This window comes from Ruania halotolerans, assembly GCF_021049285.1.
Classification (GTDB): Bacteria; Actinomycetota; Actinomycetes; order Actinomycetales; family Beutenbergiaceae; genus Ruania; species Ruania halotolerans.
Genome location: NZ_CP088017.1, coordinates 4,031,164 through 4,042,929, shown reverse-complemented (window position 1 = coordinate 4,042,929; position 11,766 = coordinate 4,031,164). Strand labels below are relative to the sequence as shown.

The following is an 11,766-nucleotide window of genomic DNA, read 5'->3' as shown; positions in this document are numbered from 1 at the left end:
GCTCCTTGCTACAGTGTGATTGCTAAGTGGTGCAATGTCTCCACTTAATGACACTAGCACGTAACTGGAGAGACCTAACCGCTTACGGGAGAGCGTCGTACGGGAACACCCGCGGGAACGGAGCAGCAGGGCATGGCAGCTGGTGAACGTGCGTTGCGAGCGGATGCCGCGCGCAACCGAGAGCAGATCATCGACGCTGCGCGTGCAGCGTTTGCCAGCGACGGCATTGATGTCTCGATGGCGGAAATCGCACGGCGAGCCGGCGTCGGATTCGCCACAGCGCAGCGACGCTTCCCCACGAAAGACGACCTGATCCGCGAGATCGTTGCCGACGAGCTCTCCGAGCTCCAGGAAGCCACTGCAGACCCCGCTTCGACGGGCGACGCGTGGGAGACGTTCACTGCCGCGATTCGTGCCTGCGCCGCTCACCAGGCCACACAACCCGGGCTTGCCGGCGCGATTGCTGACAGGGTGAGCGCGGCCGCTCTCGCGGACTCCGCGGACCACATCGGAGTGATGTTCACCTCCATCGCTCAGCACGCGAGCGACGCCGGAATCCTGCGCCCCGACGTCACTCTTGGCGATGTTCTCTCGATCCTCAAAGGAAACGCGGGAGTGATCGCCCACTCGCCGGGAGATGAAGAGCTAGCTTCTGCACGCTTTATTGAGGTCGCACTGCGCGGCCTCCGATCTAGCTAGATGCGCGGGGCGTACGCGGCGTTGGAGCGGGTCGGCTCAGACGTCACCCGGTTGATCCTGATCCGCGGAAACTCGGGCACTCGGAAGTCGGCCGAGTCGGCCGTTCAACTGGTCCAGGCGCGCCAGAGGTCGGCATAGGCACCGCCCGCGTCCACCAGTTCATCGTGGCTGCCGAGTTCGGCGATCCGGCCGTCAATCACCACGGCGATCCGGTCCGCGTCGTGCGCGGTATGCAGCCGGTGCGCGATCGCCACCACTGCCCGTCCTTCAAGCAGCACAGACATCGACCCCTCCAGGTGCCGGGCCGTGCGTGGGTCGATCAGGCTTGTCGCCTCGTCCAGCACGAGCGTGTGCGGATCGGCCACCACCAGGCGAGCCAGAGCGATCTGCTGAGCCTGAGCGGGGGTGAGTTTCACCTTCCCGGAACCGACCACCGTGCCCATTCCCTCCGGGAGCCGCTTCACCCAGTCCCACGCGTCAACGGCCTGCAGCGCTTCGATCACCGCGGCGTCCGGGGAATGCTCGCGGGCCAGGATCACATTGTCCCGGATCGTGCCCACAAACACGTGGTGCTCCTGCGTCACGAGCGCCACCTCGGTGCGCAGCACGTCCAGTTCGAGATCGATGAGCTTGACCCCACCGACCGTCACCGAGCCGGTTCGCGGCCCGTTGATCCCGGCGAGTAGCCGGCCCAGGGTCGACTTTCCCGAGCCGGACGGGCCCACGATCGCCAGCCGTTCACCCGGCACGAGATCCACATCCACCCCGTGCAGCACGTCGTGACCCTCGCGATAGGCGAACCGCAGATCCTCAGCCGTGAGCTTCACGCCGTCGGGCGTCTCATCCCCGGGCTCACGGTCCTGCGGCACTTCCGCGATACCCAGCAGACGCGTGGTGGAGGCCACCCCGACCTGCAGGCGGTCCACGTTCGCCACCAGCTGGTCCAGCGGGGTGACGATGGCCTGGATGTACAGGATCGCGGCCGTGATCTGACCGAGGCTCACCCACCCGTTGGCGTACCCGACGCCGCCGAGCAGCAATGTCCACACCAGCGGAGAGCTGTAGGCGAAGTCGATCACGCTGAACAGCAGGTTCCGCAGGCTCATCGTGTACCGCTCGGCCTGCGCGGACACCTCGATGTCGGCATCGCCGAGCTCCCGACGGCGCCTGCCCAGCCCGAAGGCCTCCACCGTTCGGGCGCCCTCCACCGTCTCAGTGAGGGTGGAGTTGATGTCGGAGTACGTGCTTCCCTCGGTGATGTAGCCAGCGGGGGCACGTTTGAGGTAACGCGTCACCGCGATCGCCAGTGCCGGGATGGACAACAGCAGCGGCAGGGAGAGCAGCGGGGAGTTCAGCGCCATCGCGCCGAGGGTGAGTACTACCGTCACCAGCGCCACCACCGCCTGCGGCAGTCCCCAGCGCACGCTCTCGCTCATCGTGCCCACGTCCCGGGTCACACGGGTGACCAGATCGCCGGTACTGGCGCCCTCCACCGAACCCAGTGGCAGCCGCAGCACCGTGTGCACCACGTATTCGCGTGCCGCGGCCAGCAGGTCCTGACCGAATACGGCCGAGATCCACCGGGCCGCGAACGTCAGCAGAGCCTGCACCACCACCACGCCGGCCACGGCGAGCGCGAGGGCGTTCAACGTCGAGAGCACGGTGTTTCCAGCAGCGGCGGTATCCACCAGTTCACGGAGGATCCGGGGCACCAGCAGACCCGCCACGGCGGCGAGCGAGTGCAGCACCAGCAGGCCGATCAGGATTGGCTTGCGATTGCCGAGGAGTGACTTCAGGAACGCCCAGACGGCGGAGCTGGAGGCGACCGGGAGGCCTCGCTCGGGATTGCGGGACCGGGCGTAGGTGTCCTGGGCGCGCTGCTCGCGCAGCAGATGCCGTCGCCGCCAGGCTGCCGTCCGCTCGCGGACGGTGCCTGTGCGGGGTGGACGAAGCTCAGGCGGAATGGCAGGCGTCTGGCTGGGCGGTAACCACGTCTGGGCCGAACCGGGCAGGTACTCCGCGCCACGCTGGGCCGAACCGGACTCAGTCATGGCGGGCCTCCTCGGGGTGCGGGCCCAGGGTGCCGGGGTGTGAGTGTGTGGGCACGCCGGCCGGGGCGCCGGCCGGTTCGGCCGGATCGTCGAGCCGGTCACCCGGGGCATCGGACCCGACCCGCGCGGCTGTTCCTTCGGGCCCGTCGGGTCCGTCCAGGTTCGGCGGCGGCATTGGGGGCGGATCGTCGTCGAGCGGATCGTCCTCCATGCTGCGCACCACCACCCGCCGGTAGTCGGCGTTCGTGGCCAGCAACTCCTCATGTGTGCCTTCTGCGGCCAGCCGGCCATCGCTGAGGAACGCCACCCGGTCGGCGTGGTGCAGGAGCAAGGGGGAGACCGAGGCGATCACCGTGGTGCGCCCGCGCCGGTGCGCGCTGAGCCGTTCGGCGATGCGTGCCTCAGTGTGTGCGTCCACCGCGGAAGTCGGCTCCACGAAAACGGCGATGTCCGGATCGGCGGCCACCGCACGAGCCAAGACCAGCCGCTGCCGCTGACCTCCGGACAAACCACGCCCGCGTTCGTCCAGGTGCCCCTGCCACCCGTTTGGGAGCGCTTCGAAGACGTCATCGGCCGAGGCCACGTACATCGCCTGCTCCGCCTCGGCCCGGGTGAGGCGCCCGTGCGGGTCGAGCGCCTGCTGCAGGGTGCCACCGAAGACCATGCTGGCCGTGTCGGAGACCAGGATGCGCTCGCGGACCTCGGCCAGGCTCGCCTGGGAGAGGTCCACCCCACCGACCGTGACGCCCCACCGCCGTCGGGCCTTCTCCCGGTCCTTCTCGGCCTGGGCACGGCGTGCGGCTTCGCGCTCAGCCCGCGTCTGCCGGGCGCGCTTGCCCTTCACCCCTTCCTCCAGTTCCGTACTCACCGGTTCCGCTGCGGAGACCAGATACCGGCCGAGCCGGTCGGCGAGGGCGGCGGTGTCGTCCGGAACGGCGGAAACCACCACAGTCAGCACACCCGGGCGGGCGGTGAAGCCCGTGAGCTCGTCGTGAATCGGAGCGTCGGCAGGCAACGGGGCCGGGGTGGCGGGCTCCTCCCACGGCGGTTCCTGCTCCAGCAGGGTGATCGTCTTGCGGGCGGACACGAGCGACTGCACCCACTTCTGCACAAGCTCGAAGAACGTGTAGATCGGCACCACCATGAACACCGCGTAGCCGAAGAAGCTGATCAGCTGGCCCACCGTCAGTTCATCCTGGGCCACCAGGCGGGTTCCGAACCACGTCAGCGTGACCAGGAACAGGCCGGAGAACAGCGTGCCCACGGCCTCGACGGCGGCCTGCCAGATCCCGGCCGAGACCCCGGCGTGGCGAACGAGCTGTGACTGCTTGGCGTAGTTCGCACCGAACGTCCGCTCACCGCCGATGCCGCGCAGGATCCGCAGACCCGCCACGATATCGGTGGCCAGGGAGGTGAGCTCGGAGGCACGGCTGCGCTCGACGGCCTGGCGCCGGTGCAGCGGTCGCAGCAGAGGCGCGGCGACGAACACCAGCACCGGTGCGGCCACCAGCGTGATCAGGCCGAGCGGCACCGACGTGCTCAGCACCAGGCCCACCACCACCAGGTACGCGAACAGCGCCGCCATCGCGCGGCCCATCACTTCGCTCAGCGCACCGTACTTGTCCGAGTCCGAGGAGGACACGGACAAGATCTCCCCAGTGGGGATCCGCTGCGGCAGCACGTGACCCATCTGCGTGGTCTTGCGGGTGACCAGCTTGGTGGTGCGGTAGAGCGCGCTCACCCAACCGTGCACGGCGTAGGTGTGCATCAGCACACCCACCGAGGCGGCCACGGCAATCACGCCGAGCAGGATCAGCGACCAGGTGAGCAGACCGTCCCAGGAGCCGGCGACGATGCCCTCATCGACGGCGCGCCCCACGAAGTACGGACCTGCGGCACCAGGGAGGAACACGAGGATCCCGGTGAGGAACATCCCGACCATCGCATAGGCCTGCCGGCGCAGCAGCCACAGGAGGAACCGGGACGGGCTCCGGGTGTCGGGAAGCTCCCGGGTCACCCGGTCCGAGGCGTCCCCGATCTGCCCGGTGGTGGTGGCGCCGGCCTGGCGGGTGGGGTACTCAGGTACCTCCGGAGGGAAGTCGTGCACGAACAGTGAGCCTAGGCTCCGCTACCGACATACGGCCACAGCATTTCCCCCGACGGCAACGCCCACCGGGGAATCTGGTGGCAGTGCCGCTGGTGCGCGACGGTGAACGTGCCGAGATCGATGCGGTGAGGAGCGGGTGCCCTGGCGAGGCCTGGGCACCCGCTCTGCTGCGGGCGCTGGGAGCCCCCTACGTCAGGGGCGCTTGACCGGTAGCGGCTCAGGATCGTATGGCCGGCGGAGCAGTCGCGCCATGATGGCTCCGGAAGTCGCCACCGCCACCAGGGCCAAGGCGAACAGCCACGAGTATTGCCCGCCGGTGAGCACGAGGACTGCACCGGCGAGGGCGGGCGCGAGGACCTGCGGCAGGATCGTCGCCAGGCCCAGCACGCCCAGATCGCGACCGGCGTCCGCCGGCGATGGGAGCAGGTCGAGCATGAGCGCCAGGTCCGCGCTCAGGTACAGGCCGCGCCCCGCCCCGGCCACGACGGCGTAGCCGGCCAGCCCGCCGATCCCGGGCCACACGAGCGCGATGACCAGTCCGAGGGCGATCAGCCCGGTCGCGACCAGCACCCATGGGACCCGCCGCGGTCCCACCACCCGCGAGGCGATCACTGCCCCGGTGACGATGGCGAGGATGTGGACGCCGGTGAGCACCGTGACGAGGCGGCCCGCCTCCTCCACCTGTGCTCCGGTGCGGTCCATCACGAGGTAGAGAAGGTAGCCGAGCACGAGCTGCTGGCCGAGGACGAGCGTGAACCGGCCGCCGAAGACGATCCGGAGCGCGGGAGAGCGCCAGGCGTGGCGGAGCGAGAGGGAGGGGCCCCGTGGCCGGGTTCCGCGCTCCGGGTTGAGCAGCACGAAGGCGACCACGGTGGCGAGCAGCAGCACCGCCAGCGCCGGGTAGATGCCCTCGAACCCGAGGAGCAGGCCGGCTCCACCGGCTCCGACGGCGAGGCCGACGGCCGCGCCGGCACCGAAGAACGCCGAGACCCGGGGTCGCTGGCTTTCCGGCACACGGTCGGCGAGCACAGCGTCCAAGGGCGCCTCGATCGTGTTCAGCGCAGGCTGGACAATCAGCCAGCCGACGCCGATGGCCAGCGCCGTGCTCGCCTGGCCGAGGAGCACCAGCGCGAGGGCAGCCCCTGCTGCGCCACCGACGAGCCACGGTGACCGCTGCCCCCATCGGCTCCGGGTACGGTCCGTGGCCACTCCGAGCGCGGGGCGCATGAGCACGGTGAGCAGCGACGATGCCGTCATGATGACAGCGAGCACGGCCTCCTTGTCCTCCGGAGCCGCTCGAGCGACTTGAGCCGGCACGAGCACGCCCGCAACGGCCGCATACATGACGGCGAGGACGAGATTGGCTGCGACGAGGGAGGGAAGGAGGCGGCGGTCCACTGCAGACTCTCTGTCGGCGTTCGGCCCTCGCGGTCAGCAGGAAGCGGGCCGCTCAGTCCAGATGAGCGACGAGCTCGGGAGCGAGCCCGACGTAGTCGGCCGGCCCGAGCTTGAGCAACCGGGCCTCGACGTCCTCGGGTAGGCCGAGCCCAGCAATGAACTCCCGCATCGCGGGCCCGTCCACCCGGCGCCCGCGGGTGAGCTCCTTGAGCCGCTCGTACGGGTCGGCCATCCCCTGTGCCCCGGCGATCCCGGCAGCCCGCATGGCCGACTGCACGGCCTCCCCGAGTACCTCCCAGTTGGCGTCGAGGTCCGCGGCCATAGTTGCGGCGTCCACGTCCAGCCCGGCCAGTCCGCGCCGGATATTGTCCAGGGCGAGCATCGAGTGCCCGAATGCCACGCCGATATTGCGCTGGGTGGTGGAGTCGGTCAGGTCGCGCTGCAGCCGGGAGGTGACCAGTGTGGCCGAGAGTGTGTCCAGCAGGGCGCAGGAGAGTTCCAGGTTCGCCTCGGCGTTCTCGAACCGGATCGGGTTCACCTTGTGCGGCATCGTGGAGGAGCCGGTGGAGCCCTGCGCGGAGAGTCGTTGGCGGAAGTACCCGAGGGAGATGTAGGTCCACACGTCGGTGGCGAGGTTGTGCAGGATCCGGTTGAACCGGGCCACATCTGCGTACACCTCGGCCTGCCAGTCGTGGCTTTCGATCTGCGTGGTGAGCGGGTTCCAGGTCAGTCCCAGGTGCTCCACGAACGTGCGGGCGACTTCTTGCCAGTCCGCACCGGGGACCGAGACGGCGTGCGCCCCGTAGGTGCCGGTCGCGCCGTTGATCTTGCCGAGGTACTCGGCCCCGGAGATCCGGTGGATCTGCCGGCGGAGCCGGTGCGCGAGCACGGCGAGCTCTTTGCCGAGGGTCACGGGGGTGGCTGACTGACCGTGCGTGCGGGCCAGCATCGGCACGGCTGCGTGCTCACGCGCCAGGTCCGCCACGGCGTCGGTGGCACTGCGTGCCGAGGGCAGCCACACATCGGTGACGGCGTCGCGCACCGTGAGCGCGTAGCTCAGGTTGTTGATGTCCTCACTGGTGCAGAAGATGTGCACGATCTCGCTGACCTGCGGGAGGACGGTCTCGCCGAGCGTGTCCGGCGCCGCCGAGAGGCGCCGCTTCAGGAAGTACTCCACGGCTTTCACATCGTGCAGCGTCTCCCGCTCGATCTCGGCGAGTTCGGCGATCTGCGCTGCGCCGAAGGTCGCGACGACGGAACGCAGGTATCCGATCTCGGCCTCGCTCAGGTCCGGGGCACCGGGGAGCACGTGGTTCGTAGTCAGATGAATCAGCCACTCCACCTCCACATGCAGGCGGGCGCGGTTGAGCGCCGCCTCGGAGAGGTGGTCCACCAGCGGGGCCACCACCCGGCGGTAGCGGCCGTCCAACGGGCCGAGGGCGATATCGGACAACTCGGCGAAGGGGACGCGCTCCATGGCTTCATCATCCCAGATCTGGCTCGCCCCGAGACCGCGCCACCAGAAGGTACGAGTGTCCTACTCCGTGCGTGGTCGAGTGCCGTGGTCCGTCCGTGCGGGAGCGCCCTTGCAGCCGCGCTCGTGAGCACCGCTAGAGGGCGAGCATCGCGGTGGCGACCTCACCGATCGCTGTGGGGGGGGGATCGCCGTCGAGGCGTGTTCGAGGATGAGCAGCTTCGCATCGGAGATCTCGCGTGCGAGCGCCTCGCCATTTCCCACGGGGAAGAACGGGTCGCGGCCGCCATGCACCACGAGGCGGCATCGCGAGCTCGGCCAGCCGCTCGCGCCAGCGCGGCGTGCAGTCAAGGCTGGCAAACACCGTGCCCAGTTGGTTTGCCATCTGTACCGCGGGCGTCGTACTCGGTGTGCGGTCCCACGTGCGCCCGGCTACAGCACGTGCAGCTGCTGGATCGTCGCCGAGGATCTCAGCGCCCTCGGCGGCAAACTCTGCCACCCCCTCGCGGTCGGACTAGTCAGGCATCGGGCGAGAGAACAGCCGGTCCATCGTTGCTGCGTCATGGTCGGGCAAGTCGTCATCGACCGGTCCTGGGCAGACAGATCGCGTACCGATGAGGGTGAGCGCGGAGAACGCGTCCGGGTGATCGAGCGCAGCGACCTGGGCCACCATCCCACCGACGCCGATACCGGCAAGGTGTGCCGGCCGGTGATCGAGTTCGCGGGCGAGTGCCGCTGCGTGACCTAGGGCGCGTGTCTCATAAAGGTTGAGGGGTCTGGCTGAAATGCTGGAGGAGTGTCGCGCTTCCAGCTTCTTTCGGATGATCAGTGGGCGTTCATCGCGCCGTTCCTCCCGTCGCGGATCGGCCGGCAGGGTCGTCCGTTCGCGGACGCGCGGATGATAGTCGAGGGCATCATCTACCGGTACCGGTGCGGAATCGCGTGGCGCGACCTGCCGCGCGAGTTTGGACCCTGGCAGACAGTATGGCGGTGGCATCGCAACCTCGCCGGCGACGGAACCTGGGACCGGATTCACCAGACGCTGCTCGCCGCAGTCGACCGGGACGGGACGATCGGCTGGACGGTGTCTGTGGACTCCACAATCGCTCGCGCGCATCAGCACGCGAGCACCCTCACGCGCCTCACAGGGGGCTGGATCGAATTGCACGGATCCGGCCGTCGAGCCGCCTGACCACGCGATCGACCGCTCCCGCGGCGGGCTGTCGACGAAGATCCACCAGCTCGTCGACGACCACGGCTTACCACTAGGGATCGCCGTCGCGCCCGGCCAAGCCGGCGACGTCCCGGCGCTGCTGCCTCTGCTGAGCACGCTGCGCGTGGCCCGTGCGACAACGCGTACTCCTCGCGCGCGATCCGTGCCCACCTGCGCAGCCGTGGGATCCGCGTCGTGATCCCGCAACCGCGCCGACCAACAGTCCCACCGGAAGCGGCGCGGCTCGCGCGGCGGGCGTCCGCCAGCGTTCGACGCGACCGACTACAAGGGCAGGAACGTCGTCGAGCGCCGCTTCTGCGATGCCAAGCGGTGGCGCGGGCTCGCGACCCGTTACGACAAGCTCGCGGTCGTGTTCCGCGCCGCAGTGGTACACGACGCGGTGGTCGCCTGGAGCCAGCAATCTTTATCAGACACACCCTAGCCGCGCGGCCGATGTTCGTCCGCACCCGCGATGCGCTCGAGGCCCACTTGACGATCACCGCCCTGGCCGTTTCCCGCGAGATCCAGCGCCGCTGCGGGCTCGCCATCCGGCCAACTGAGACCGCTACGCTCAGCGACCATCACATCCAACGGCGCCACACAGACCATCCCACCGCAGATCGACCCCGACCGACGGACCATCATCGACGCCCTCACGACCCGAAACCTCAGGCACTAACCGAATGACCAAACTCAGGTCAAGGCCGGCGCCTGCTCGCGGTCCAGGCCAAGATCGAGTTCGTCCTGCCCGGAATTCAGCGACTCTCGCGCGGACTGCAGTCAGCACGGCGAGATCGAACTCGTCGTGAGCCGACCCGAGATGCTCCACGATCCGCCGCACCCCACCGCGCTTCTCCACGATCTGCACCGCGGTGGCACCCGCGGAGTCTTCACACGACGGATGTACGGGGCGACATCCCGAGGTTACCCGCACGCCTAGTGCCCGAACAGCACCATCCAACCCTCTGACCACCACAAAGATCCAGAACTATCAGCACCTGTGGAAGTCAGGCCAGACTACAGGGCCGGATCTCGATGGCGATCTGCGCGGTAGCAGCAATGCTGCCCGACGACCGAACCACAGGTGTGTCGCCATCATGCGAGTACTCCTCGCACCCGGCCCAACATGGACGGCCCTCAAGCAGACTCTCCGTAGTCAGTGAAGCCACATCAACTCCGGCAGTACGAAGTTCCGCCTTCCGCAAGGCAGGGGTCTGCTCGCAGGTCCTCATACATGAGTACCCGACAACCGTCGCGCACACGGAGCCAGGGCGAGTACCGATTCGGGCAGGAGGCCCTCGGGCTTCGGTGGCCAGCGGGCCGCACGCTTACCGGAACCGCTCGAATCGCTGCTTGCGGCTCCATACTCCCACCGAAGCCCGAAGAGCCCCGGTGTTGCTATCCGCGTCGCTGTCGCCGCAGCGGGCGACCTCTTGAGCCGATAATCAGCACCGCGACAGCGGCGAGCACCAGCAGAGCAAGGCCCACCCACCATGCTCCGGGATGGACGGCGTAGATGATCAGTCCGGTTGCAGCAGCACCGAGAAAGGCCAGAACCGACTTCCAAATGGGTTTCTGTCCCCCCTCCTGGATCACGGCCTCCTCAGAGACGCTCCGCGGCACAGGAATTTCATGCTGTTTCTCAGGATCGCTTGCCATGGTGTCTCCTAACTGCACAACGAGTATGACACGGACTTTATCCTCCAATCCGGACTTCCTGCTGGCCACCAGCGGTTCTCGTAGCAACTTGCGGTGTACGTAGACGCAATATCGCCAAGCATGGAGCTCGCGAGCGCGTAGAGGCCACCCGCACTAGTCCAGCCGCAAATCTGTTGGACGATGTATTTCGCGCCAGGGATTGATGATACACGATTGCCATATACTACGCAGGCCGTGGCAGCGCCGCCGACAACCAAGGCACTCACGGCTGCGACAAAGGTTCGCTGTTCCGCGCCCGTCATGTACACGTAAACGCCGACTCCGAACGAAACTGTGGGGTCGGCAACAATTGGATACTGGGCGGACGGATGCGGCGTCACGGTTTGAGTCAAAGCGGATCCTTCGACTGAGTAGCGGGTAGTGACTGGGTCCCCGCTAGAATCAAACGCCCAAGGGGCATCAATTTGACCGACCTGAAGATCAGGTCCGTGCTGGTCCGTGACCATGATCCCAACAGAGCCGTCGGGATTCGGTACGAGCGTGTATTCCGAATCAAATTCATAGACATACTCGTGCTGATCGGCTGACTCGCGCGCCACGGTTTGTACCTGAACCGAACCATCGCCGCGGGCTTCGATCACCGCGGCGTCTCGTGACACGTCGTCTTCGAATACTGCCGCCCCGTCGATGAGGCTTTCCTGCTCGTCTCGAAACTCCTCGGGCAAACGAATGTCAAGCGTCTTCGATTCGCTACTGATCTCGAGACCTCCCCCGCGGGTGGCGAGTGAGACATCAGCAACATCTACGCTTCCGCCTGCTCGTCCTTCGCTGCGCTCAAGTGCAACTGAACTGAGGTGGCTATCCGGGTCCAGTCGTTGCACGAGGTCAACCACGTCTTCAGACGACTCTGCCGAAGCGCTGGTGCCGATTCCGCCGAGCAACAGTGCAAGCGACACGGCGGCCGCTGCTGAACGTTTGATTCTCATTCGTCTCCTCCTCAACTAGCTATGCCTCGACTGGAACTTCTGCCGAGACCTCCCTTGACGACACCACCTCGCGAGAAGGCCCGCCGTCTCTAGTGCATGTCCAGCAATTGAGGCTCAATTACGCGTGTCTCGGCAAGCGAGATCTATGTATCGCAATTTGGTCACGCCGCCGCCGGTCT

The 11,766-nt window shown here is 67.6% G+C and carries 8 protein-coding genes and 3 pseudogenes; 4 read left to right on the top strand and 7 right to left on the bottom strand.

The window, feature by feature from the left end:
- The first annotated feature begins 132 nt into the window (after positions 1-132).
- Entirely contained in the window at positions 133-699 is a 567-nt protein-coding gene (locus LQF10_RS18300) for a TetR/AcrR family transcriptional regulator (protein WP_231065259.1), read from the top strand.
- A 104-nt stretch (positions 700-803) separates the two neighbouring features.
- On the opposite strand, the gene LQF10_RS18295 is transcribed toward LQF10_RS18300, so the two are convergent.
- From LQF10_RS18295 to purB, 4 genes are all read right to left on the bottom strand, one after another.
- On the bottom strand, positions 804-2,750 hold the full coding sequence (locus tag LQF10_RS18295; RefSeq protein WP_231065258.1) for an ABC transporter ATP-binding protein: 1,947 nt from the start codon (positions 2,748-2,750) through the stop codon (positions 804-806).
- Complete coding sequence (locus LQF10_RS18290) at positions 2,743-4,857, bottom strand: ABC transporter ATP-binding protein (protein WP_231065256.1); 2,115 nt, start codon at positions 4,855-4,857, stop codon at positions 2,743-2,745. Before LQF10_RS18290 ends, LQF10_RS18295 begins: the two co-directional genes overlap by 8 nt.
- Positions 4,858-5,049: 192 nt before the next feature.
- On the bottom strand, positions 5,050-6,255 hold the full coding sequence (locus tag LQF10_RS18285; RefSeq protein WP_231065254.1) for an MFS transporter: 1,206 nt from the start codon (positions 6,253-6,255) through the stop codon (positions 5,050-5,052).
- 52 nt (positions 6,256-6,307) lie between these two features.
- Positions 6,308-7,732, bottom strand: a complete 1,425-nt coding sequence (purB, locus tag LQF10_RS18280) for an adenylosuccinate lyase (RefSeq protein ID WP_231065252.1) — start codon at positions 7,730-7,732, stop codon at positions 6,308-6,310.
- A gap of 559 nt (positions 7,733-8,291) precedes the next feature.
- On the opposite strand from purB, the gene LQF10_RS18275 reads away from it, so the two are divergent.
- From LQF10_RS18275 to LQF10_RS18265, 3 genes and pseudogenes are all read left to right on the top strand, one after another.
- Positions 8,292-8,477, top strand: coding sequence for a hypothetical protein (locus LQF10_RS18275; RefSeq protein WP_231065251.1), 186 nt, complete (start codon positions 8,292-8,294; stop codon positions 8,475-8,477).
- Between the two features lie 48 nt (positions 8,478-8,525).
- Positions 8,526-9,384, top strand: a pseudogene (locus LQF10_RS18270) (IS5 family transposase).
- Positions 9,381-9,621: pseudogene (locus LQF10_RS18265) on the top strand (IS1634 family transposase); the annotation flags it as partial. The pseudogenes LQF10_RS18270 and LQF10_RS18265, both read left to right, overlap by 4 nt.
- Positions 9,622-9,665: 44 nt before the next feature.
- On the opposite strand, the pseudogene LQF10_RS19540 reads toward LQF10_RS18265, so the two are convergent.
- The 3 genes and pseudogenes from LQF10_RS19540 to LQF10_RS18255 all read right to left on the bottom strand — a co-directional run.
- A pseudogene (locus LQF10_RS19540) lies at positions 9,666-9,845 on the bottom strand (IS1634 family transposase); the annotation flags it as partial.
- A gap of 495 nt (positions 9,846-10,340) precedes the next feature.
- Complete coding sequence (locus tag LQF10_RS18260) at positions 10,341-10,601, bottom strand: hypothetical protein (RefSeq protein ID WP_231065249.1); 261 nt, start codon at positions 10,599-10,601, stop codon at positions 10,341-10,343.
- 8 nt (positions 10,602-10,609) lie between these two features.
- Positions 10,610-11,587 carry a hypothetical protein gene (locus LQF10_RS18255; RefSeq protein WP_231065247.1) on the bottom strand — a complete coding sequence of 326 codons (978 nt, stop codon included), beginning with the start codon at positions 11,585-11,587 and terminating at the stop codon, positions 10,610-10,612.
- Positions 11,588-11,766 lie beyond the last annotated feature (179 nt).

Coding starts and splice junctions, on each gene's coding strand:
- LQF10_RS18300 (WP_231065259.1), top strand. CDS start 133: ATGGCAGCTGGTGAACGTGCGTTGCGAGCGGATGCCGCGCGCAACCGA.
- LQF10_RS18295 (WP_231065258.1), bottom strand. CDS start 2,750: ATGACTGAGTCCGGTTCGGCCCAGCGTGGCGCGGAGTACCTGCCCGGT.
- purB (WP_231065252.1), bottom strand. CDS start 7,732: ATGGAGCGCGTCCCCTTCGCCGAGTTGTCCGATATCGCCCTCGGCCCG.
- LQF10_RS18275 (WP_231065251.1), top strand. CDS start 8,292: ATGGTCGGGCAAGTCGTCATCGACCGGTCCTGGGCAGACAGATCGCGT.
- LQF10_RS18260 (WP_231065249.1), bottom strand. CDS start 10,601: ATGGCAAGCGATCCTGAGAAACAGCATGAAATTCCTGTGCCGCGGAGC.
- LQF10_RS18255 (WP_231065247.1), bottom strand. CDS start 11,587: ATGAGAATCAAACGTTCAGCAGCGGCCGCCGTGTCGCTTGCACTGTTG.